The organism is Flavobacteriales bacterium (genome assembly GCA_016715895.1).
Classification (GTDB): domain Bacteria; phylum Bacteroidota; class Bacteroidia; order Flavobacteriales_F; family PHOS-HE28; genus PHOS-HE28.
Genome location: JADJXH010000003.1, coordinates 14,461 through 36,650, shown reverse-complemented (window position 1 = coordinate 36,650; position 22,190 = coordinate 14,461). Strand labels below are relative to the sequence as shown.

Annotated in this window: 26 protein-coding genes and 2 pseudogenes; 12 read left to right on the top strand and 16 right to left on the bottom strand. The window is 67.1% G+C overall.

Translation table 11 applies throughout. The features are described from left to right. The first annotated feature begins 12 nt into the window (after positions 1 to 12). The 6 genes from ccsA to IPM49_00330 are packed head-to-tail and all read left to right on the top strand — an operon-like array spanning position 13 to position 6,455. Complete coding sequence (gene ccsA / locus IPM49_00355; protein ID MBK9272976.1) at positions 13 to 2,802, top strand: cytochrome c biogenesis protein CcsA; 2,790 nt, start codon at positions 13 to 15, stop codon at positions 2,800 to 2,802. A 2-nt stretch (positions 2,803 to 2,804) separates the two neighbouring features. After that, positions 2,805 to 3,593, top strand: a complete 789-nt coding sequence (locus IPM49_00350; GenBank protein MBK9272975.1) for a DUF2520 domain-containing protein — start codon at positions 2,805 to 2,807, stop codon at positions 3,591 to 3,593. After that, on the top strand, positions 3,583 to 4,113 hold the full coding sequence (locus IPM49_00345; GenBank protein ID MBK9272974.1) for a 3-deoxy-D-manno-octulosonate 8-phosphate phosphatase: 531 nt from the start codon (positions 3,583 to 3,585) through the stop codon (positions 4,111 to 4,113). The genes IPM49_00350 and IPM49_00345 overlap by 11 nt, the downstream gene beginning before the upstream one ends. Positions 4,114 to 4,117: 4 nt before the next feature. Continuing rightward, positions 4,118 to 5,083 (top strand): geranylgeranylglycerol-phosphate geranylgeranyltransferase, encoded by a 966-nt coding sequence (locus IPM49_00340; protein MBK9272973.1) that lies wholly within the window; start codon positions 4,118 to 4,120, stop codon positions 5,081 to 5,083. Then, complete coding sequence (gene maf / locus IPM49_00335; GenBank protein MBK9272972.1) at positions 5,080 to 5,697, top strand: septum formation protein Maf; 618 nt, start codon at positions 5,080 to 5,082, stop codon at positions 5,695 to 5,697. The genes IPM49_00340 and maf overlap by 4 nt, the downstream gene beginning before the upstream one ends. Continuing rightward, positions 5,694 to 6,455 carry a hypothetical protein gene (locus IPM49_00330; protein MBK9272971.1) on the top strand — a complete coding sequence of 254 codons (762 nt, stop codon included), beginning with the start codon at positions 5,694 to 5,696 and terminating at the stop codon, positions 6,453 to 6,455. The genes maf and IPM49_00330 overlap by 4 nt, the downstream gene beginning before the upstream one ends. Positions 6,456 to 6,459: 4 nt before the next feature. Here the strand turns inward: IPM49_00330 and IPM49_00325 are convergent, their stop codons facing one another. From IPM49_00325 to IPM49_00250, 16 genes and pseudogenes are all read right to left on the bottom strand, one after another. Continuing rightward, positions 6,460 to 8,586, bottom strand: a complete 2,127-nt coding sequence (locus IPM49_00325; protein MBK9272970.1) for a PKD domain-containing protein — start codon at positions 8,584 to 8,586, stop codon at positions 6,460 to 6,462. A 94-nt stretch (positions 8,587 to 8,680) separates the two neighbouring features. Further along, positions 8,681 to 9,466 (bottom strand): nucleoside triphosphate pyrophosphohydrolase, encoded by a 786-nt coding sequence (mazG, locus tag IPM49_00320; GenBank protein MBK9272969.1) that lies wholly within the window; start codon positions 9,464 to 9,466, stop codon positions 8,681 to 8,683. Positions 9,467 to 9,507: 41 nt separating this feature from the next. Then, on the bottom strand, positions 9,508 to 10,020 hold the full coding sequence (locus IPM49_00315; GenBank protein ID MBK9272968.1) for an SRPBCC domain-containing protein: 513 nt from the start codon (positions 10,018 to 10,020) through the stop codon (positions 9,508 to 9,510). Between the two features lie 25 nt (positions 10,021 to 10,045). Next, the gene (locus tag IPM49_00310) at positions 10,046 to 10,429 is read right to left on the bottom strand and encodes a DoxX family protein (protein ID MBK9272967.1); all 384 of its coding nucleotides are present in this window, start codon (positions 10,427 to 10,429) and stop codon (positions 10,046 to 10,048) included. A gap of 40 nt (positions 10,430 to 10,469) precedes the next feature. After that, on the bottom strand, positions 10,470 to 10,916 hold the full coding sequence (locus IPM49_00305; protein ID MBK9272966.1) for an SRPBCC domain-containing protein: 447 nt from the start codon (positions 10,914 to 10,916) through the stop codon (positions 10,470 to 10,472). Next, positions 10,913 to 11,302, bottom strand: coding sequence for a DUF1801 domain-containing protein (locus IPM49_00300; GenBank protein MBK9272965.1), 390 nt, complete (start codon positions 11,300 to 11,302; stop codon positions 10,913 to 10,915). Before IPM49_00300 ends, IPM49_00305 begins: the two co-directional genes overlap by 4 nt. Before the next feature lie 5 nt (positions 11,303 to 11,307). Next, positions 11,308 to 11,769 (bottom strand): GyrI-like domain-containing protein, encoded by a 462-nt coding sequence (locus IPM49_00295; protein ID MBK9272964.1) that lies wholly within the window; start codon positions 11,767 to 11,769, stop codon positions 11,308 to 11,310. Continuing rightward, positions 11,766 to 12,161, bottom strand: a complete 396-nt coding sequence (locus tag IPM49_00290; GenBank protein ID MBK9272963.1) for a DUF1801 domain-containing protein — start codon at positions 12,159 to 12,161, stop codon at positions 11,766 to 11,768. Before IPM49_00290 ends, IPM49_00295 begins: the two co-directional genes overlap by 4 nt. A 6-nt stretch (positions 12,162 to 12,167) precedes the next feature. Then, on the bottom strand, positions 12,168 to 12,644 hold the full coding sequence (locus IPM49_00285) for an SRPBCC family protein (protein MBK9272962.1): 477 nt from the start codon (positions 12,642 to 12,644) through the stop codon (positions 12,168 to 12,170). 25 nt (positions 12,645 to 12,669) lie between these two features. Beyond that, positions 12,670 to 13,092: an SRPBCC family protein gene (locus IPM49_00280; GenBank protein MBK9272961.1), complete on the bottom strand. Its 423-nt coding sequence runs from the start codon at positions 13,090 to 13,092 to the stop codon at positions 12,670 to 12,672. A gap of 22 nt (positions 13,093 to 13,114) precedes the next feature. Then, a pseudogene (gene arr / locus IPM49_00275) lies at positions 13,115 to 13,564 on the bottom strand (NAD(+)--rifampin ADP-ribosyltransferase). 12 nt (positions 13,565 to 13,576) lie between these two features. Then, positions 13,577 to 13,996, bottom strand: a pseudogene (locus IPM49_00270) (SRPBCC domain-containing protein). Next, the gene (locus tag IPM49_00265; GenBank protein MBK9272960.1) at positions 13,993 to 14,472 is read right to left on the bottom strand and encodes an SRPBCC domain-containing protein; all 480 of its coding nucleotides are present in this window, start codon (positions 14,470 to 14,472) and stop codon (positions 13,993 to 13,995) included. Before IPM49_00265 ends, IPM49_00270 begins: the two are co-directional and overlap by 4 nt. A 3-nt stretch (positions 14,473 to 14,475) precedes the next feature. Further along, the gene (locus IPM49_00260) at positions 14,476 to 14,889 is read right to left on the bottom strand and encodes a hypothetical protein (GenBank protein MBK9272959.1); all 414 of its coding nucleotides are present in this window, start codon (positions 14,887 to 14,889) and stop codon (positions 14,476 to 14,478) included. After that, a complete protein-coding gene (locus IPM49_00255) occupies positions 14,889 to 15,239 on the bottom strand; it encodes a winged helix-turn-helix transcriptional regulator (protein ID MBK9272958.1) in 351 nt (116 codons plus the stop codon). Before IPM49_00255 ends, IPM49_00260 begins: the two co-directional genes overlap by 1 nt. Before the next feature lie 113 nt (positions 15,240 to 15,352). Continuing rightward, positions 15,353 to 16,381 (bottom strand): helix-turn-helix domain-containing protein, encoded by a 1,029-nt coding sequence (locus IPM49_00250; protein ID MBK9272957.1) that lies wholly within the window; start codon positions 16,379 to 16,381, stop codon positions 15,353 to 15,355. 104 nt (positions 16,382 to 16,485) lie between these two features. Here IPM49_00250 and IPM49_00245 point away from each other — a divergent pair, with 104 nt between their 5' ends. The 6 genes from IPM49_00245 (at position 16,486) to IPM49_00220 (ending at position 22,088) form a co-directional block, all read left to right on the top strand. Then, the gene (locus IPM49_00245; protein ID MBK9272956.1) at positions 16,486 to 17,049 is read left to right on the top strand and encodes a hypothetical protein; all 564 of its coding nucleotides are present in this window, start codon (positions 16,486 to 16,488) and stop codon (positions 17,047 to 17,049) included. Between the two features lie 34 nt (positions 17,050 to 17,083). Further along, the gene (locus IPM49_00240; GenBank protein MBK9272955.1) at positions 17,084 to 17,902 is read left to right on the top strand and encodes a sterol desaturase family protein; all 819 of its coding nucleotides are present in this window, start codon (positions 17,084 to 17,086) and stop codon (positions 17,900 to 17,902) included. 173 nt (positions 17,903 to 18,075) lie between these two features. After that, positions 18,076 to 18,366: a hypothetical protein gene (locus tag IPM49_00235; protein MBK9272954.1), complete on the top strand. Its 291-nt coding sequence runs from the start codon at positions 18,076 to 18,078 to the stop codon at positions 18,364 to 18,366. Then, complete coding sequence (locus tag IPM49_00230; protein MBK9272953.1) at positions 18,363 to 19,097, top strand: DsbA family protein; 735 nt, start codon at positions 18,363 to 18,365, stop codon at positions 19,095 to 19,097. The genes IPM49_00235 and IPM49_00230 overlap by 4 nt, the downstream gene beginning before the upstream one ends. A gap of 181 nt (positions 19,098 to 19,278) precedes the next feature. Then, a complete protein-coding gene (locus IPM49_00225; protein ID MBK9272952.1) occupies positions 19,279 to 21,660 on the top strand; it encodes a TonB-dependent receptor in 2,382 nt (793 codons plus the stop codon). Between the two features lie 44 nt (positions 21,661 to 21,704). Beyond that, entirely contained in the window at positions 21,705 to 22,088 is a 384-nt protein-coding gene (locus tag IPM49_00220; protein MBK9272951.1) for a hypothetical protein, read from the top strand. Positions 22,089 to 22,190 lie beyond the last annotated feature (102 nt).

Below are 22,190 nucleotides of genomic sequence, written 5' to 3'. Positions count from 1 at the left end.
GGAGGCACCTCAATGAGCTACACGGGCGAACACACCTGGGCCGGCCAGCTCGGCCACCTGCTCACGCTGCTCTCCTTCGCCGGCGCGCTGCTGGCCGCCGGTGCCTACTGGTGGAGCGCCCGACGCCAGGACGACACCTGGCGGAGCGTGGCCCGCACCGGCTTCGCCCTCCATGCCGCGGCCGTGCTCGGCATCGTGGTGGTGCTCTTCACCATGCTGTTCAACCACTGGTTCGAGTTCGACTATGTGTGGAAGCACAGCAACCGGCAGATGCCGTTGAAGTACATCCTGAGCTGCTTCTGGGAGGGCCAGGAGGGCAGCTTCCTGCTGTGGACCTTCTGGCACGTGTGCATCGGCCTTGTCCTGATCCGCCGCGGCGGAACGTGGGAAGCGCCCGTGATGACCGTGGTGGCCCTGGTGCAGCTCTTCCTGGCCAGCATGCTGCTCGGCGTGCACATCGGCGATGTGCGCATCGGCAGCAGCCCCTTCCTGCTGATCCGCGAGCTGCCGGAGAACCTCGGGCTGCCGTGGACACGCATCCCCGACTACCTCACCCGCATCCCCCAGTTCGCCGACGGACGCGGCCTCAACCCGCTGCTGCAGAACTACTGGATGGTGATCCATCCGCCCACGCTGTTCCTGGGCTTCGCCGCCACGCTCGTTCCCTTCGCCTACGCCATCGCAGGCCTGTGGCGCCGCGAGCTGCAGGCCTGGATCGCACCCGCGCTGCCGTGGACCTTCTTCGGGGTGATGGTGCTGGGGACCGGCATCCTGATGGGTGGTGCCTGGGCCTATGAGGCCCTCAGCTTCGGCGGCTTCTGGGCCTGGGACCCCGTGGAGAACGCCTCCCTGGTGCCCTGGCTCACCCTGGTGGCCGCCGGCCACCTGATGCTCGTGAACCGCCACCGGCCCACCTCGGTCTACACCACCTTCCTGCTCACGCTCGTCACCTTCCACCTGGTGCTCTACAGCACCTTCCTCACCCGCAGCGGCGTGCTCGGCGACACCAGCGTGCACAGCTTCACCGGCGATGGCATGATGCCGGGGCTCACCCTCTTCATGCTGTTCTTCATCTGGCTGGCCGTGGTGATGCTGCACACCGACCGGGGCCAGCAGCGCTTCTACACGATCGTGGCCGTGGCCCTGCTGGCGATCGGCCTCGCCCTGCAGCAGCCCGTTCCGGCCATCCTGCTCTTCCTGGTGGTGAGCGCGGTGTGGACCTTCATCGCCCAGCGCCGCGACTTCCCCCAGCCGACCGAGGAGGAGGCGCTCTGGAGCCGCGAGTTCTGGCTCTTCATCGGCGCATTGGTGCTGCTGCTCAGCGCGGCCCAGATCACCTTCAGCACTTCGGTGCCCGTGCTCAACCTGCTTTTGGAGCCCTTCCAGGGGCCGCTCACCGCGCTGGCCGACACCCTCGACAGCGCCTGGCTCCGCCAGGTGGCCCGCGCCAAACTGGCCCCCCCCGGTGAGGCCATCGCCCACTACAACAAGTGGCAGGTGCCCTTCGCCTTCATCGTCGCCGTTCTCAGCGCCTTCGTCCAGTACCTGCGCTACCGGTCCACCGACATGAAGCGCTTCCGCCGTGCCATCGCCCTCTCCCTGGTGGTGGCCCTGCTGCTCACCGCGCTGGGCGTGGTGCTGCTCGACTACCGCGTGGCCGACCTCAACCTCATCCTGCTCTTCTTCGCCACCGCCTTCTCGGCCGCGGCCAACCTGGACCACATCCGCACCGTGCTGAAGGGCCGCCTCACCCACGCCGGTCCCTCCGTGGCCCACGTGGGCTTCGCCCTCGTGCTGCTGGGCGCCCTCATCAGCACCAGCCGCCAGAACGAGATGAGCCGCAACACCCAGGGCATGGACCTGCGCTTCCTGAACGAGGAGTTCAGCAACAGCACGGACATCCTGCTCTACCGCGGCGACACGGTGCGCATGGGCGAGTACTACGTGCGCTATGCGGCCAAGCGGCCCGAAGGGGTGAACCTTCATTACGTGACGGAGTACTTCCGCCCCGTGCCCGCCGCCTACGCGCCCGGCGACACCGTGAAGGTGGGCGACATGCTCTTCAGCTGCCGCGACGCGCACACGGCCTCGGCCACCTTCCTGGCCGACCAGCCCGCGCACTGGACGCCGATCGAGGAGTTCCCCCGCCGCGCGCTGTGGCGCGCGAAGCCCTGGTCCGCCACCCGCGCCGGCGAGCCCCTCTTCACCCTGGAGCCCTTCGTGCAGCTGAACCCGCGCTTCGGCAACGTGGCAGAGCCGAGCACCAAGCACTGGCCCCACCGCGACCTGTACACCCACGTGCGCTACGCCGACCTGGCCGCCGACGAGGCCGAGGACAGCGCCGGCGTGCACTACATGCCGCCGCGCCTCTACGAGAAGCAGCTCGGCGACACCATCGTCACCCCCACCTGCCTGATCCTGATCGACAGCCTGCGCACCGTGCGCGACAGCGTCACCATCCGCATGCTGGGCCCCGACTATCTGGTGTACGCCCTGCGGATGCGGGTGCGCGACCTCTACGACCGTGAGCGCTGGTTCGAGGCCAGCCCCGTGATCATCTACCGCGACGGCCGGCCCGTGGCCGGAAAGGGCTTCGACGTGGACCCGCTGCGCGTGAAGTTCGAGCTGGCCACGGTGGACGGCGACCGCGTGGGGCTCAACGTCTTCGAGCGCGAGTATGTGGTGATGCAGGCCATCGTGTTCCCGGGCATCAACATCCTGTGGACGGGTTGCATCCTCATGTTCCTGGGCACGCTGATGGCCGTGCGTCGAAGGCTGCGCGACCGCAGCGGCACCTCCTGACCATGCCGCTGCGCGAAGGCATCCTGCTGGTGGGAACGGGCCGCGCGGCCCACCACCTGGGGCATGCCATCGCCCGAGCCGGTCTTCCGCTGACCGGTGTCGTGGGCCGCTCCACCTCCTCCGCCAAACCGCTGGCCCTGGCCCTGCGCACCACGCCGTTCGGGCCGGACGAACCGCTGCCGCCCGCAGCGCTCACCCTGCTGGCCGTGAGCGACGACGCCATCGCGCAGGTGGCCGCCCGCCTGGGCGCCCGCGAGGGCGTGGTGGCCCATCTCTCCGGCGCCTCCGACATGGACCGCCTGCTGCCCCATGCGCACCGTGGCGTGCTGTGGCCCGTGATGAGCCTGAGCCCCGGCGAGCCCGCCGACCTGAGCCATGTGCCGCTGGTGGTGGACGCCAACGGGGAGGAGGCCCGCCGCGTGCTGCTCGACCTGGCCCGCAGCCTCAGCGGCAAGGTGGTTGAGCTGCCCCTGGACCAACGCCGGCTGGTGCACCTCGCCGCCGTGTTCGCCTCCAACTTCCCGGTGGCCCTCTTCGCCGAATCGTGCACCCTGCTGGAGCGTGGCGGCATCCCGTCGGACCTGCTGACGCCGCTGTGGAAGGCCACCGCCGCCAAGGCCGCCGCCGTGGGTCCCGAGCAGGCGCTCACCGGGCCCGCACGCCGCGGCGACCGCGGCACGATCGACCGCCACCTCGCCGCGTTGGAGGGCGATCCCGATCTTCGCCGCGCCTATGCGCTGCTCTCCGACCTGATCGCGAAGCGGCATCCACGAGCGCCCGATGCCCGCTGAACCCACCTACAAGGAACGCCTCGCCGCGCTGGACACCTTCCTGTTCGACGTGGACGGCGTGTTCACCGACAACCGCGTGCTGCTGATGCCCGGCCTGGACCCGGTGCGCACCTTCCACACCCGCGACGCCTACGCCGTGCAGCATGCCGTTCGCGAAGGCCTGCGGATCGTGATCGTCACCGGCGGACACAGCGACGGCGTGGTCCAGAGCTTCCAGCGGCTCGGCGTCACCGAGGTGCATACCCGTACGCGCGACAAGCTGGAGCTGGTGGAGCGCCTTATCGCCGAACAGCGGCTCGACCCTGCGCGTTCGGCCTACATGGGCGACGACATCCCCGACCTGCGCGTGATGCGGCGCGTGGCCCTGGCCTGCTGCCCGTCCGACGCGGCCGAGGAGGTGAAGGCCATCAGCCACTTCGTGAGCCGCCTGCCCGGCGGTGGCGGATGCGTACGCGACCTGATCGAGCAGGCCATGAAGGTGCAGGGACGCTGGATGACCGACGGTGCGTACACCTGGTGAACCCATGCTGGCCCTCCTTCGCCTCAGCCGTCCATTGAACCTGCTCATCATCGCCGGCACGATGGCCGTGATGCGGTACGGCGTGGTGGGCGGGCTGCTCGGCGCCAGCGGTCTGCCCCTTGCGCTGGGCGGGACCTGGTTCGCGCTGCTCGTGCTCAGCACGGTGCTCATCGCCGCCGGCGGCAACATCATCAACGACTACTTCGACACGCGCATCGACCGCATCAACAAGCCCGACGAACTGATCGTGGGACGCTCGGTGCCGCGTCGGAAGGCCATGGCGGCGCACCTGGTCCTGAGCGGGCTGGGGCTCCTGTGCGGCTGGGCCGTGGTGGCGCACACGGGCCTGTGGCGGCTGGCCGTGATCCCGCCCTTCGCCATCGGCGCCTTGTGGACTTACAGCACCACCTTCAAGCGGCAGCTCATCATCGGCAACGGGCTGGTGGCAACGCTCACCGCCTTGGTACCGCTCACCGTCGGCCTCTACGAGATCCCCCTCGCCCAGCGCCTGCACACCGGCGAACTGCTTGCCGCCTTCGCCGATGAGGCCGCCGTCCACTTCTACTTCCGGGTGATCTGGTACTGGGTGTTCGCCTTCACGGGCTTCGCCTTCCTGGCCACCCTGGTGCGCGAACTGCAGAAGGACATGGCCGATGTGCCGGGCGACCGTGCCCTGGGATGCCGCACGATCCCCATCGTGTGGGGCATGGGCGCCGCCCGGGCCATCGTGCTCGTGCACACCTTGGTGCTCGTGGCCGCCCTGCTGCTGCTGCGCCGCGCCTTCCTCGACGACCGCCTCTCCTACTGGACCATCGCGGTGCTCATCCTCACGCTGCTCATCAGCGCCGGCCTCACCTGGAACGCACACGACCGGCGTGCGCATGTGCGCGCCGGGATCGTGATGAAGGTGGCCATGGTGCTCGCCGTCGGCTACGGCCTGCTCATTCCCCTGGTGCTGGACCTTTCATGAGCGCGCAGCCCCTGCTCCCCTGGCGGATCGTGCTCGCCTCCGCCTCACCCCGACGGCGCCAGCTCTTGGAAGGCCTCGAACTTCCGCTGCGCGTGGTGCCGCTGGACGTGGATGAAACACCGCCACCGGACCTCGCGCTGGACGAGGTGGCCGAGGAACTGGCCGTGCGCAAGGCCATGGCCTACACCACGCCGCTCGCCGCCGACGAGGTGCTGGTGACCGCCGACACCACGGTGCTGCTCGATGACCCCTCGGGTGCCGGGACCAGCCTGTTGTTGAACAAGCCCGAGGATGACGCGGACGCCCGCCGCATGCTCGCCCTGCTCAGCGGCCGCACCCACCGGGTGGTCACCGGGGTGTGCCTGCGCACGCTGGGCGGCACCGTGCGGTTCAGCGACGAGGCACGGGTGTCCTTCCGCGCGCTGGAGCCCGAGGAGATCGCCTACTACGTGGATCGCCACCATCCGCTGGACAAGGCCGGGGCCTATGGCGTGCAGGACTGGATCGGCTACACCGCCGTCGCCCGCATCGAGGGCAGCTTCTACACCGTGATGGGCCTGCCGATGCATCGCGTGTACCTCGCCCTGCGCGACCTTCCCACGCCACAACCATGAGAACGCACCTCCTCCCCGCGGTCCTCCTGTTGCTCGTGCACGGCGATGCCTCCGCACAGACCTCTCCGTTCACACCTCCGGAGCGTCCTGACCCGCGCACGTGGTACCTCACCAACGGCTCCGAGTGGGTCTTCTCCTTCCCCGTCCTCAACGTGTCGCGCGACTCGGTGCCGTCCGGCCAGGGCGGCATCGTGCGTTTCGCCCCCTTCGTGAACCCGCGCGTGCTGGTGCACTGGGACGCCGGTGCGCACGTGGGCTTCTTCAGCGGGCTCGGCATCCGCAACCTCGGCTTCATCTACGACGTGCCCCGCAGCAACGAGCGGTACAAGTACCGCACCTACACCCTGGGCCTTCCGCTGGGGATCAAGCTGGGCCGCATGCACAAGGTGCTCGTGTTCGCCGGCTACGAGCTGGAGCTGCCCTTCAACTACAAGGAGAAGCGCTACGCCAACGAGAAGAAGGAGGACAAGTTCAATGTGTGGTTCAGCGACCGCACACAGCCGTTCTTCCAGAGCGTGATGCTCGGGGTGCAGGCGCCGCTCGGCTTCAACGTCTCGGTGAAGTACACGCTCACCAACTTCCACAACACCGACTACCGTGAAGTGGTCGATGGTGTCGAACGCTTTCCGTACGCAGGGCTGAACGCCAACCTGGTATGCCTGTCGGTGAACTGGGGCATGCACGCGGGCCGCAAGCGGAAGCGCGGATCCTCACCCCCGGCCACGCCGGTGCAGGATCCCCAGGCCCGGGCCCATTGACCGGCTATCGCAGCAGCGAGACATGCCCGCGGTGCAGGCGCCGCTCGCCGAACCCGTCGCGCAGCATCACCGTCCAGGCGTAAACCCCCTGCGGCTCGCCGTCCCCCGTCCAACCCGCGGTGAGCTCGGTGGAGGCGAAGCGCAACGCACCCCATCGGTCGTAGATGCGGAGCTCGTACGCCTGCGGGCGCTGCACGGTGGTCAGCGGGAGGAAGATGTCATTGATGCCGTCCGCATCGGGCGTGAAGGCGTTCGGCGCATGGAACGCATAGTCGCCCTCCACACACACCTCCGCGGAGGCGGCATCGGTGCAGCCCCCGGCATCGGTGACGACGAGGGTGATGGTGCGGCATCCCGTGCCATCATACACGTGCTGTGGCTGCGGGCCGTTCGCCGTGCTGCCGTCGCCCAGGTCCCATGACCAGAGCACCGCATCCAGCGAGCCGTCCACGATCGGCACTGCTCCCGTACCCTCCTCCACCACCGACGGCACGCTGAAGGAAGCCACCGGCCGGGCGTTCACGGCGATCGGCCCGCCGCTCGCGCTTCCGGAACAACCCGGCAGGGCCTCCTGCACCACCGAGGGCACGAACAGGCCCTCCCCCGTATAGCAGTGCTGAACGGATGCACCCACGGCGCTGCTGCCATCCCCGAGGTCCCAGGTGATGGGGCCGCTACTTCCGCTTTGGGCGGTCAGGTTCACGCACACGGGTGCACAGCCCTCGGTCAGGTCCGCCAGAACGAGGGGTGACGGTGGCGCCACCACGGCCACCACCACCTCGTCCGGAAGGCTGGAGCAGCCGGCGGCGTCCGTGGCCACCACGGCGTAGGTGCCCGCGACCGCGGGGTTCAGCACGGGGCCCGCCGGCGACCAGGCGAGCTGGATGCTCCCCGAACCACCGCTGCTCGCAGCAACGAGCGTGAGGGGGGAGCCCTCGCATACCGCGGTGTCGGCCATGGCCTGCACCTGCACCGGGACCGGCCCGTTCACCACCCCGGTGGCCGAGGACGAGCAGCCGCCCGCTTCGGTGACGGTGACCGTATAGCTGCCGGGAGCGAGCCCGGTGATGGACGCTGATGTGCCACCGCCCGGTGACCAGCTGTAGGTGAGGCCTGTGCCTGCGGCGACCACCGCCGTGGCCGAACCCAGGCCACCAGCGCAGTCCGCATCGGTGACGTCCACGCTCACCTCGGGCACCACCACCGGCAGCGTGACGCTCACCGGATCGCTGCACGGACCATCGGTGGTGAGGGTGACGGCGTAGGTGCCCGGACCGGAGAAGGTGTGTGACGGGGTCTGGGAGAACGAGCTGTTCTGCGCACCGGAGGCCGGATCGCCGAAGTCCCAGGACCAGCTCGTGGGGCACCCGCCCGCCACCGGCGTGAACGTGGCGGAGGCTTCCGTGCAGGCCCAGGTGAAGTCCGCGATGGCACCCTCGGCCTCCTGGATGAGGATGTCGTCGATGGCGATGCCGTCGTAGCCGTTGCACTGGGTGCCGGCGCCGAACAGGAAGCGGAAGAGGACCTGCGGCTGGTTGGCCGCGGCGGGGATGCAGTGCTTGGCGGTGACCCAGCCGCCGCTGCCGAAGCCACCCTGGCAACTGCCGCTGGTGGGGCCGCTGCGCCCGCTCCATCCATGCTTGGGGCTCGCCGACGTGAGGTTGGTGATGTTGCCCGCGTTGAACCAGTTGTCGTTGAGGCAGTCCACCGGATCGCCCCAGGCCCCCACGTTGCTCCAGTTCTGTCCCCCGTTCAGCGAGAGCTGGAAGACCATGCCATCGTACTGCCGTTCGCACTCCCAGAAGATCTTGAAGGAGATCCAGGGGTGATCCAGCGCGGACATGTCGAAGCACGGGCTCTCCAGCCAGCTCAGCTGACCGTAGTTGTAGAAGGTGCCCGTGAGGCCGCCCACGCACCAGCTGCGCAGCCCGCCCCCGGCGCTGTTGATCGACGGGTGCGCCGGCGTGCCCCAGGCCCAGTCACTGCTGATGCCGCCGGCGGTCCACTGCGGCCCGTTCTCGAACCCTTCGTTGTAGGGGAAGGCGGCGATGGGGTTCACGCATTGGGCCTGTGAACCCGTGCCCGCCGCCAGCGCGAGCGCGATCAGGAAGAAACGGGGACCACGGACCACGGGGCAAAGATCGGTGCTGCGTGCCGCGGGTCCGACACGGCCGTGTCATGAGAACGGTCCCGTGCCGTGCTGCGAACGCATCCAATGGGGCGCCTCATCCGTCGAGCGCCTTCGCCCGCTCCCAGTACGCATCCATCTCCGCCAGGGTCATCTCACCCAGCCGTCGACCGTCACGGGCGCTCTCGCGCTCCAGGAACTGGAAGCGGCGGATGAACTTGCGGTTGGTGCGTTCCAGCGCCTCATCCGGATCGACCCCGAGGAAGCGGGCGTAGTTCACGATGCTGAAGAGCACGTCGCCCACTTCGTCGGCCTGCCTCGCGGAGCCCGCCTCCACCTCGCGCTTGAGCTCGCCCAGTTCCTCGTGCATCTTCTCCCAGACCTGGTCGCGATGCTCCCAGTCAAAGCCCACCCCGCGCGCCTTGTCCTGGATGCGGATGGCCTTCACCAGCGAGGGCAGCCCTTTCGGCACGCCTTCCAACACGCTCTTGGCAGTGCCCCCCGCCTTGGCCTTCTCCGCCAGCTTGATCTTCTCCCAGTTGGCCTTCACCTCCTCCTCGTCGGCCACCTTCACGTCCCCGTAAATGTGCGGATGCCGGTGGATGAGCTTCTCGCAGATGCCGTTCAGCACATCGGTGATGTCGAAGGCCCCCTGCTCACTGCCGATCTTGGCGTAGAACACCATGTGCAGAAGCAGGTCGCCCAGCTCCTTCTTCACCTCCTGCAGGTCGTTCTCCAGGATGGCATCGCCCAGCTCGTAGGTCTCTTCGATCGTGAGCGGCCGCAGCGTCTCCATGGTCTGTTTCCTGTCCCATGGACATTGGGCGCGCAGCTCGTCCATGATCGTCAACAGGCGGAGGAAGGCGGTGGCACGGGGATCCATGCCGCGAAGGTGCGAAGGGCGGCCGGCACCTGCGTCCCGCTTCAACCACGTTCGGAGGGGACCATCCTTCCGAGCTGCACGGCCAGCGCATCCATACTGTCGCACCAGCCGCCGATGTGGCTGTCGCGTGAGGGCTCCGTGGCAAGGCCTGTCTGGCGGAACTCCAGGCGTGTGCGGGGACCTTCCCCGTGCAGGTCCACCTCCACCAGCGTGCGGTGGTGCGCCGGATTCACGTCCACGGGCTGCTTCTCCCATTGGTGCGTGAAGGCGAGATGGTCGATGGGGCGCACCGCGGTGTACGTGCCGTAGCAGGGGATGTCCTCGCCATCGGGGGTGCGCAGCACGACGCGCCACGAACCACCCGCGCGCAGATCGGTGGCGGCATCCACGGTGCTGAACACCGCGCACCCGAACCAATGCACAAGCATCGCGGGGGTGGTCCAGGCCTCCCACACCAGCTGCTGCGGGGCGTCGAAGACCCGGGTGATGCGGATCTCGTCCGGTGCAGGGGTGCTCACCTGGTTGCGAGCGCGTTGGGCGGTGATCGGGTCCATGCCTCAAAGGAAGCGGAAGGATCGTTCATCCGGCGACGCGAGCGATCAGCCTTCGATGGTGCAGCACATACGCCCAGGCCAGCACACCGATGAAGAGCAGCATCGGCGCCCAGCCCGTGACCGGATCACCCACGGCGATGAACGAGATCACGGCCGCCACCAGATCGATGAAGAAGCCGAAGTACGCCCACTCCTTCACCCGGGCCGGCACCATCGGCAGCAGGATCGCCATGGCGCCCAACACCTTGGCGTATGAAATGAGCTGGATGAAATACAGCGGATAGCCCAAATGGTCGTGCAGCATGGCCACGGCCTCGGGCATCAGGGTGATGCCGCCGATGCTCGAGAAGATCATGAAACCACTGAAGAGGCCGGTGATGATCCAATAGGTGAGGTTGAGCGTGTTCATGGGTCGGGGATCCCTGGTCGTGGACCGGATGATGTGGGGGTCAAGGGTGGCGGAGCAAGGCTTCGAGCCGGTCCATGTTCTCTTCGTTGGCCTGTTGGATGAAGCTGCGGATGGGGGCCAGCTCCTCTGCGGTTTCGAAGCGCATGGTCCAGTCGACCTCCGTGCCACCGGTCACCTCCGTGAAGCGCACCATCGCCGTGTAGAAGTGCATCTCCTTCAGGTGATCGAACTCCAGATAGCCCGGCGGCTCCACCCGTGTGAAGATGCAGGTGTTGCGGAAGGCCCTGTCGTCCGGGCCATGCATGGTGAACTCCCAGATGCCATCGGGCTCCGGCTCAAAGCGATGGAAGGTGCTCGTGAAGCCCTTCGGCCCCCACCACCGCGCAAGCGACGCGGGATCGGTCCATGCGGCGAAGACGCGCTCCCGCGGAGCGGCGATCACACGCGAAGTGCGCACCTCGCGGTCGGAGAGCGGTTCGTTGCTCATTTCCCTGGCGCGGCCTTGCGCACCGTGCTCTTCTTCGCCTTCACCGGCCACCGCAGCTCGATCTCCGCCACCCTGGCCTTCACGATGGCCTTCACCAGGTCGGCGGGCAGGGGCTTCTCCGGGGTGAAGCGGATCGCGCCCTTGCTCACCTCGAAATCCCTCAGCCGCTCCCTGAACCCGACCGGCACCGAACCGTAGAGCCCGCAATGGTGCTTCGACGCGCCGAGGTAGAGCAAGGGGTGGCCGTTGTACCTGAAGGCGGGGACGCCGTATGCGAAGTGCTCCTCCGTGCCGGGTGCCGCCGCATGGACCAGCTTGCGCAGCCGCTGCAGTGCGTCCCGCTGCGTGTCCGGAAGGGCGGCGAGGTAATGGTCGATCGCGTTCATGCGGCTCAGCCGATGCACCAGTTCAGTTCGGTGCGGTGGTCCTTCGGGTCGGCGACCTCCTCCGGGTTGTTCAGGTAACGCTCATAGAACCGCCCGCTCTCGGGAAGCTCCTGCGCCCGCACCCAGTCCTGTAGCGCACGCCAGGCATCGCCGAGCCGCTCATAGGGCCCTTGGTACACGGCGCGCACCACCCTCCCCGCCGGCAGGGCGCTGTTCCGCACACGCCCCTCCTCCTTGATCGCACTCGATACCGGGAAGCCGATCTCGAAGTCGAAGGTGTCGCTGGGGCGGCGGTGGTGGTAACTGAACATCGGTCCGGCGGGCTGTTGGCCCTGCTCGCCCAGGAGCGCGAGGATCTCCTGGATCGCGGGGTCCATGTGCAGGGGCATCTCCATGCCGGGGATCACCAGGTGGATGGTGGCGGCAGGCTGTTCGGTGATGGTGACGATCTCGGGTGTGGTGATCATGGTCGGATGAGCTTGATCCAGGCGCTGACGACGGCGCACAGGGCGTTCTTGTTCACGATGATGTCCGTGGCATTCCGGAAGACGATCTGCGCGCGGTCGTTGCCAAGCCAGGTGATCAGGCCTTCCGGATCGGGGATCCGGTCCTTCAGCACGAGGCCTTTGGCCTTGGCGCCCGCGTGCAGGATCAGCATCGGCTCCTTCACCTGCTTCGGGCCGTTCAGCGTGGCGAACCAGTCTTCGGTCCTGAAGCTGGCCGTGTTCCATTTCACGCCTTCCTCGATCGACCTGTCGACGCCGAGGATGATGCAGCGCAGCTCATCGATCTCCTTGCGCAAGGGGTGATCATGCGCATCCAGCAAGGCGTTCACGGCAGGGTCGAAGCGCGCGTTCATGATGGATCAGCGTTGCCACAGGAATTGATCAAGGCGCTGGTAGCCGAACTCCATCCCGTCCGCCAATTCCGCGGCAAGTACACCATCGCGTGCGGTCGGTGACTCGTACTCAACGGTCAAGGTCATCAAGGTCCTTCCGCCCTCTTCGGTCAGCACCATCGTTCCCACGGCCTCGCCGGGATACCACGCTTGGTCGAACTTCTCCGTGGTCACGAGGCGTTCGGGCCGGACGATCTCCTTGTACATGCCGCCCATGCCCATCTCCTGTCCGTCGGCATTTCGCCACACCCAGCGGTAGGTGCCGCCCACCCGCAGGTCGATCTCGCACCGCACAAGCGTCCAACCGGGCGCGCCATGGAACCAGTTCAACATCCTATCGGCCGTGGTCATCGCATCGAAGACCATGGTGCGCGGTGCCTGGAAGGTGCGCGTGATGCGGATCGCGCGATCCCCGTGGGGAACGATCTCGACCTTGGTGCTCATGAGGTGCGTGATGTATGGTGATGCATCACGCCTGCGCCTCCGCATACGCTTTGAAGCGGTCCAGGATGGCCTGCCAGCCGGCCCGTTGCATCTCCACCGGGTTCTGCGATTCCGCATCGAAGGATTCGGTCACCAGCGTGCCGTCAGCCTTCTCCTCGAACAGGATCTCACAGGTGCGTCCATCGCTAATGGTATAGGCGATGCGCCGATGAAGCTGCACGTCGTCGTACACGCCTTCGAAGTCGAAGCTGAAGCTGCCATCGCGCGCGGCCATGGTGCTGCTGAACGACCCGCCCTTGCGCAGGTCGTTGCTGGCCTTGGGACAGTGCCACTCATCGTTGGCGGCGTTCCATTGCATGATGTGCGCCGGATCGGCCCAGATGGTCCAGACGTGGGCCACGGGCTTCGCGACAAGTGCGGTGACGGTGATGCGGGTCATGGTGCTCATGGGTGGTCCAATGGATGGCCTCTTAGTCCTCGATCGCTTCAATGCCTTGCTCCTTCAGCCGCGCGAGATGGTCCTTCATGGCCTGGAGCTGTTCGTGCGGGTGACCTTACCAATCGGTCACCTCCCCCACCACGCGCAAGGCGGCCTTGGTGCGGTAGGAGCGCGTCGGATTCCCCGGGAACTTCTTGTCCGTGAGGTTGGGGTCGTTCTCGAAATGGCCCGTGGGCTCCACGATGTAGATCCGGCCACGCCCTTCGCCCTGGGCCAGCTCTGCGCCCCATGTGGCGGCATCCAGGGTGGCGGTCAGGTACACGTACTTGGCGGTCTTCTGCTGGCCGTAGTTGGAATTGAAGCCGGGCTCGATCCGATCGCCCAGCCGCAGATCGGACTTCGTGCCGTGGTAGAAGGTGGTGTTCGCGAAGAGCTCCTCCAACTGCTCCAAGCCCTTGGTGAAGCCTTCCTTGAAGCCCATCCCGATGATCTTCTCCAGGTCCTCCGGGGCTTCGAAGTGGATCACGACCCTGACCAAGGTGCCCCCTTCGGACGCACTGAAGCGGCTCTCCCACTTCATCCTGGGCATCTCCGTGTTGATCACCCCCTGTTCGTCGCAGAAGCCATCGGCACCGGAGAACGAGGACTTCGGCACCACGGTCTCATAGTCGAAGAAGCAATAATGGCGATCGCCCTCGGGGCCCTGCATGTAGTACGACCAGCGGCCACCCGCCCGGAGGTCGAGCGACGTGATCACGCATGCATACGGCTTCGGCGCCCACCACTGGCAGAGGATCGCCGGATCGGTCCATGCGCTCCAGACCAGGTCCAAGGGAGCGGCGAAGGAGCGCTCCACCGTGATGGACCTGTCCTCCTTCGCGACGATGAAATTGAAGAGGGCTTGCTTGTTCATGGGGTCTCCATGCTCAGGTTCCTTGTGTATTCATCCAGGTGGGCGAGCGTCTGCTTCCCACCCTCCATGGCGCCGTATCGCTCCACCACAAGATCGCGCGCCTCCCTGGTCGGGAACACGGTGCGCAGCGTCACCAGCGTGCCGCCGTCCTTCGCCTCGAAGCGCAGCTCGGCCTCGAACTGCCTGGGATCCTCCGGGTCTCCGTGGTCATAGGCGATGCGGCTGATGGGCTCGATCTCGCGGTAGGTGATCAGGTTGGGCCACACGGTGCCGTCCGGACCGGTCATGGTGTAGGCCCACTCGCCGCCCACGCGGAAGTCCATGCGGAGGGTGCGATTGGTGAAGCCGTCCGGCCCCCACCAGCGATCGATGTGCCCGGGCTCCGTGCAGGCCTTCCACACCAGTGCTCGCGGCGCACGCATGTGGCGGGTGATGATGATCTCCCGATCGCCGATGAGCTGTGACGTGGACGCCATGGGTCAATGTGCCAGTTGATCCGCCAATGCGTACAGCGTTTCCTCCCAACGGTCCGCGTGGCCGGCGTCGATCAACATGGCGCGTGTCAACGGCTCGTGCGGGGTGATGGTGAGCTGGAGCAGGGTGATGGGGCCATCGTCGCTCAGCAGCAGTTCGATCCCCGCCGAATGCACCCCATCGGAGAGCTGGGCGCGGAGCGAGGCGGGGATCACCTGCATCAGCGGGACCATCCGGGCGTTGGCCGGCAGCGGCAGCCAGCGTTCGCGCAGCTTCGGATCCAACCAATGGTGCATGATCCGCTCCGGCCTGGCGTGGTACGCTCGCCGGAACACAAGCCCCTCGCCTGGTCCACGGTCGGCTCGCGCTCCGGTCGGCGCCGCCACCGGCTCATCGATCAGCAGGTGTTCCAGCCGCATCATCTCCGGGGTTTCCTGCCCTGCAGTTCCTGCAGGTACGCATCCAACCGATCGAAACGGGCCTCCCACATCGCACGGTATTGCTCGACCCACGCATCCACCTCCTTCAGCGGCTCGGCCTTCAGCTCACAGGGCCGCCATTGCGCCTCCCGTCCGCGCTTGATCAGCTGCGCACGCTCCAGCACCTTCAAGTGCTTGCTCACCGCCGGCAGGCTCATGGCGAACGGCGCCGCCAGTTCGTTCACCGAGGCCGGACCGCTGGAAAGCCGCGACAGGATGGCCCGGCGCGTGGGGTCGCTCAACGCGTGGAAGGTGCGGCTCAGGCGGTCGGTGGCGAGGGCTGACGACATGCTCCGTGGATCCCGGTGCGGCAAACGTATTAAACCATTTGGTTAATTACAGAGAACTGTGACAGGCAGTTGGCCTTGCTCGATCGAGCCTCGTACGGAACAGACCGGTCGGTTCAGATGCGCGCGGCGAGTTCGCGGCGCATGCCGCCGAAGCGCTTGCGGTACTGGCCCGGCGTGAGCTGCACCCTGCGCTTGAACATGCGGTTGAAGAAACCGGCATCCTCGTAGCCGCATTCCAAGGCGATGGCCTCCACGGGCTCGTCGCTGACCTCCAACAGGCGTTTCGCCTCTTCGATGCGCAGGGCGTGGATGTATTCCAGGGGCGTCTGCCCGGTGGCCTGTTTGAAGCGCGGTTTGAAGGTGCGTTCCGGCAGCCCGCTCACCTGTACCATGCCGGCTACGGGCGAGGCCTCGTGGAAGCGTTCCGCGGCCCAGGTCTGGCATTTCGCGATGACGCCATCGGGGCTCTGCCGCAAGCTGGTCACCGTGGCATAGGGCTGCTGGCCGCTCACATGCCAGTCGATCATGCTCACACGCGCCACGTTCATGGCGGTGTCCACACCGGCCTTGCGGGCGATGAGGTAGAGCGCCAGGTCCAGCCAGGAGGTGCCACCACCGGCCATCACCAGCCGCTGGGCTTCACCGGCCATCACCAGGGCGCTTTTCGGCCTCACGCGCACACGCGGATGCCGCTGCTGCATCACATCGCAGAAGGCCCAATGGGTGGTGCCTTCATGTTCATCCAACAGGCCGGCCTCGGCCAGCAGCAGGGCACCGGTACACGCGGATGCGAGAATGGATCCCTGGGCATAGCACCGCCGCAACCAGTCCATCTCCATCTCGAAGCGGCCCTCCATCGGCTCCTCCGGCGTGGCCACCACCTCGGGCACGCAGATGATGTCGGGGACGCCAGCCTCTGCGATGGGCACCTGGACCGTGGTGGTGAGGCCGTTCATCAGTGAGAACGTCCCGCTCCGTGCGGCCACGATCCGGGGCTCAAAGAGATCCTCGCGCACCGGCTTCCCCACCATGGACTCATAGTCCCTGCCGGCCGCGTGGAACAGGTCGTACAGGCCATGCACGATGGACGCCGTGGAGGCCGGGAACACCAGAATGGCCACGCGTACGGGTTCCTGCTGCATGGAATGGCACGTTTCGCCGGTCCCTTGCACGGATGGCGTTGATCCAAGGCCCGCGACCGGGGGAGTTTTGCCCTCGAAAGTTCGACAACAACCGCCAGACGACCATGGTCCTGCTCACTTTGCTCCTTTGCATCAGCTCTTCCACTAACGATCCCACATCGCGACGATCCACACCACTGCACTTCATCGCCGACGCGGATGCGGCCATCCAACGCAGCATCAGCAACGTTCACTTCGTCGATGAAGTCCCGGGGGCTGCGGAAGCCGACGTGATCGCCTTCGCCCTCCCCGATCGTTCGCTTCTGCTGGCCGACCGGGGACCGTTTCCCCATGACGCATGGGAGGACATGGCCCCGCCCCACTGGATCGAGCCCGTGGGCACGCGACTCCTTCGCATGGGCGAACCCGTTCCGATCTCCGACCGGGTGTTCCGTGTGACCTACTGCGGCACGCTGCGCGGCCGGGCGGTGACCATGGACCTGCTGGTGGGCCACCAGGGCCGAACACCGACCATCCGCCTGCGCATCCTGCGCCAACCTTCCGGCAGTGCACCGATCCCCCCGCTGGCCGCACCGCTGGAACTGCTGGACACCGTGCAGGCATCGTGGCCGGGGCCAGCCACCGCACCCTTGACCACACCGGAGCCGATGCCGGCACCCTCCCTTTGAAACATCCACTTCCCGTTCATCCACACACACGTCCATGCCCACGCTGCTTCAACTCCTGACCGATCCGGTCAGCATCATGGTCCACCTCATCTACGGTGGGCTCATCCTCTGTGAAAGCCTCTTCCCTGCCCGCGTCCTGCCACCGGTGAAAGGATGGAAGTGGAAGGGACTGCTCGCCTTCGCCGGGTACTTCCTGCTCTCCTCCTACCTGCCCTATCTGTGGACCGAACAACTCGCCTCCTGGCAGCTCGTTGACCTGAGCGGTCTCGGCATTGCCGCCGGGACGGTCGTCGGCCTGCTCGTCTACGAACTGGGTGTGTACCTCTGGCACCGTGCGATGCATGCATCGGACCTGCTCTGGCGCACCTTCCACCAGATGCACCACAGCGCCGAGCGCCTGGACACCTTCGGCGCCTACTGGTTCAGCCCGATGGACACCTTGGGATGGACCGTGGTGAACTCGCTCTGCCTGACGCTGCTCGTGGGTATCGATCCGCAGGCCACCGTGTACGTCATCTACATCACCACCTTCCTCGGTGTGTTCCAGCACAGCAACATCCGCACGCCGCACTGGCTGGGCTACCTCGTGCAACGCCCCGAGAGCCACAGCCGCCACCATGAACGCGGGGTGCACAGTGGCAACTATACCGACCTGCCGCTGATGGACATGCTCTTCGGCACCTTCCACAATCCGAAGGACTTCGCCCGGGAGACCGGCTTCCGGCCCGGTGACAGCGGTCGCCTGAGGGAAATGCTCACCTTCAAGGACATCTCGATCGATGACAGGCCCGGCATCGGGCCATGGCTGGAGGACGGCATCACGGCGGACGAGCTGGTCCGGAAGCGCGCGTGAACATCAGGAAGGTCCAGCGTGCAAGGGGCCTTCGCCCGTTCACATGCGCTGCCGTTCGGCCGGTTCCGCTCCGTTCCGTGCAGGCCGGGCCAGGTCCATAGGCGCAGGAACCGCTTCGGTCGGGGGGGGCATGCCGATGACCCGCTATCCACCGCGCATTATCTTTCGACGCCATGAGCGACCCGATCGTCTACTTCGGCCGCAACCCCAGCATCATGGCGCTGGTGCACCACCAGTTGCGCAGCGCCGGTCACGCGGCGGAGGGATTCTTGGAGGACGACCAATTGCGCGCGCGCTTGGACGGGGGACCCACCGCCCTGCTGATCGTCGGCGGCGGCGTGGAGGAGGGTCCTCGACAGGCCCTGCGCGACCTGTGCGCCGCCAAGGGCATCCGGCTCCTGGAGCACTACGGCGGCCCCGATCAGCTCCTCGAGAACGTGCGCGCCGCCCTGGCCACCGGATGAGCCCGCTCTCGACCCTCGCCGCCACCACCCTCCTGCTGTGCGGTCTCCCGTGCACCGCCCGGCCGCACGAGGTACCCGACACCACCGCGATGCCCGACGAACGCCCCGTGCTGCTCTACGTGATGGACCCCTTGTGCGGCTGGTGCTACGCCTTCGGCCACGAGCTGGACACGGTGCTGGCGCAGATGGCCGACAGCATCGACGTGCAGCTGGTGCTGGGTGGCATGGTCACCGGCGACCGCGAGGGCCCCATGGGCGACATGGCCGGCTACATCCTGGGCGCCATCCCCCGTCTGGAGTCCTACACCGGTGTGCGCATCGGCGAGCCGTACAAGGAGCAGCTGCGCCTCGGCACACGGTGGAGCAGCAGCGTGCCGCCCAGCCTGGCCATCGCCGCCTTCCGCACCCTGGCCCCGGAGCGCACCGTCGCGTTCGCACACGAGGTGCAGCACGCCTGCTTCCGCGATGGCCTTGACCTCAACGACAAGGCCCTCTATCCCACCCTCGCCGCGCGCCACGGCGTGGAGGGCAGCGCGCTGGCCCGCGCCATGGCCGACCCCGCCGCCAAGCTCGCCTTCGAGGCCGACATGCGCCGCTCGGCCGACCTCGGTGTGCAGGGCTTTCCGGCCGTGTTCCTCGTGCACAAGGGCAGCACCCGGCCGGTGAGCAGCGGCTACCGCTCCGCAGCGGACCTGCGGGCCGCCGTGCGCGCCGCGCTCCAGGCCCGCTGACCCGCATACCAAGCTGGGACCGGCACCGTTACTTTGCCGCCCATGCTGCGCACCGGCCTGCTCGCGCTTTTCCTGCTTGCCCTGTTCCCCGCCCTCGCGCAGGAGGACGGCACCCTCTTCGGCACCGTGCGCACGCCGGACGGCCGCGTGGCCCCCCTTCGTCAACGTGTTCGTGGAGGGCATGGCCCGCGGCACCACCACCACCGACGACGGCCGCTACGAGCTGAAGGTGCCCGCCGGGGTGGAGCTGCTGCTGCGCTTCAGCTTCGCGGGCAGCACCCAGGACCGCCGCATCACCGTGCGCGCCGGCGAGCGCCAGCGGCTGGACGTGGAACTGCCGGTGAACACCCTGGGCCAGGTGGACGTGCGCAGCGGCGACAGCGAGCGCGACGCCGGCATCACCGTGCTCGACGCGAAGCTCACCCGCTTCATGCCCAGCCCCATGGGTGGCGTGGAGGCCCTGCTGAGCGGTCAGCTGGGCGTGGTGATGCGCAACGAGCTCAGCTCGGGCTACAGCGTGCGCGGCGGCAACTTCGACGAGAACCTCGTGTACGTGAACGGCATCGAGGTGTACCGCCCCTTCCTGGTGCGCGCGGGCCAGCAGGAGGGCCTGAGCTTCCCCAACCCCGACCTCATCGAGCGCATCCACTTCAGCGCCGGCGGCTTCGAGGCCCGCTACGGCGACAAGCTCAGCAGCGTGCTCGACATCACCTACAAGCGCCCCAAGGGCTTCGCCGGCTCGGCCATGGCCAGCCTGCAGGGCGGCGCCATCCACCTGGAGAGCGCCATGCTGAAGAAGCGCCTCCGCCAGATCACCGGCTTCCGCTATCGCACCAACGCCTACCTGCTGCGCAGCCTCGACACCCGCGGCGAGTACGACCCCCGCTACCTCGACCTGCAATCCTACTGGACCTACGACCTCAGCGACAAGGTGGAGCTCGGCTTCCTCGGCCTCTACTCCAGCAACCAGTACCGCCTCATCCCCCAGAGCCGGCAGACCGAGTTCGGCAACTTCAACCAGGCCCTGCGCTTCACCGTCTTCTTCGAGGGCCGCGAGCGCACCGAGTTCGACACCTGGTCCGGCGCCCTCAACCTCAACTGGAAGGCCGGCAAGGACGCCCTGCTGAAGTTCACCGTCAGCGCCTTCGACACCCGCGAGACCGAGACCTTCGACGTGCTGGGCCAGTACTTCCTGGATGAGCTGGACCGCGACCTCGGCAGCGACCAGTTCGGCGAGGTGGTGCGCAACCTGGGCGTGGGCGGCTACCTCGACCATGCCCGCAACGACCTCAGCGCCCAGGTGATCACCGTGGCCCACCGCGGCTACAAGCAGCTGCGCAAGAGCTACCTGCAATGGGGCATCGACGGCCGCCGCGAGACCATCAGCGACCGCCTCAGCGAGTGGACCATGGTGGACTCGGCCGACTACAGCATCCCCCAGAGCAGCGGCGAGGACCTGGAGCTGAGCTACGTGCTGAAGAGCCGCGCCGAGCTGGAGAGCTACCGCGCCAGCGCCTACGTGCAGAACGCGTGGACCTGGGAGACCCTCCCCGGTCGCAGCTGGGGCCTCAACGCCGGCCTGCGCGCCAACTGGTGGAGCTACAACCAGGAGACCGTCGTGAGCCCCCGCCTGCGCGCCACCTACGCCCCCGGATGGACGCGCGTGACCCACAAGGGCGACACCGTGGACCGCCGCCACCGCTTCTGGTTCGCCACCGGCCTCTACTACCAGCCCCCCTTCTACCGCGAGCTGCGAGGCTTCGACGGCCAGCTCAACCCCGACATCCGCGCCCAGCGCAGCATCCACTTCCTGCTGGGCTGGGAACGCGAGCTGCGCATCTTCCAGCGCCCCTTCAAGCTCACCACCGAGGCCTATTACAAGCTCATGGACAACGTGATCCCCTACGAGGTGGACAACGTGCGCATCCGCTACTACGGCCGCAACAACGCCAAGGCCTACGCCATGGGCCTGGACCTGAAGCTCAACGGCGAGCTCATCCCCGGCATCGAGTCGTGGGCCGGCGTGAGCGTGATGACCGTGCAGGAGGACCTGCTGGACGACTTCTACTACCTGCGCTTCAACGCCGCCGGCGACACCATCCGCCCGGGCTACACCTTCGACCAGGTGGCGGTGGACTCCACGCGCATCGAGCCGGGCTACATCCCCAAGCCCACCGACCAGCGCGTCAACTTCGCCCTCTACTTCCAGGACGAGATGCCCCGCTGGCCCACCTTCAAGGTGCACCTCAACCTGGTCTTCGGCACCCGCCTGCCCTTCGGTCCGCCCAACGACGACCGCTACAGCGACACCCTGCGCACGGGCCTCTACCGCCGGGTGGACATCGGCTTCAGCAAGCAGCTGCTCGGCGCGCGCGGGCAGGAGAAGAAGGGCTTCCTGCGCCACATCAACGACATGTGGGTGAGCGTGGAGGTCTTCAACCTGCTCAACATCAACAACACCATCGACTACACCTGGGTGCAGGACGTGGGCGGCCGCTTCTACGCCATTCCGGACAACCTGACGCCGCGCCGCCTCAACGTCAAGCTCATCGCCTGGTTCTGACCGCCCACCGCCGGGTGGCCGCCGTGGCCTATTTTCGCCGGTGCATGAAGCGGGCACTCCTCCCCCTGGTCGCCTGTGCGGTGCTCTCCGCCTGCGGCACCCACAAGTTCGTGGCCTCCACCCACCCCAACGGCAAGCCCGAGGTGGTCATTTACATGAAGGGCAAGGGCGAGGAGGCCGAGAAGGTGATGGAGAAGGTGTACTACCCCAACGGCCAGCTGGAATACACCGGCCACTTCCTCAACGGCGTGGAGCACGGGCAGTGGACCTACTTCTATGAGAGCGGGACGAAGAAGTACCTGGAGAGCTGGGAGAACGGCCTGGAGCACGGCGTGCACTACGACTACAGCCCCGATGGCCAGATCTACCGCGAGCTGCACTACGAGCAGGGCAAGCTGGTGAAGGAGGTGGACCGCAGCAAGCGGTAGGGTACGCACCATTCAAGGCCCGGTCCGTAGGCGGCATCAGGCGCGGCCGGTCTCTCCTTCGCCCGCGTTCGTAACGCGGGTGCCTCTCCTTCGCACGCGCGC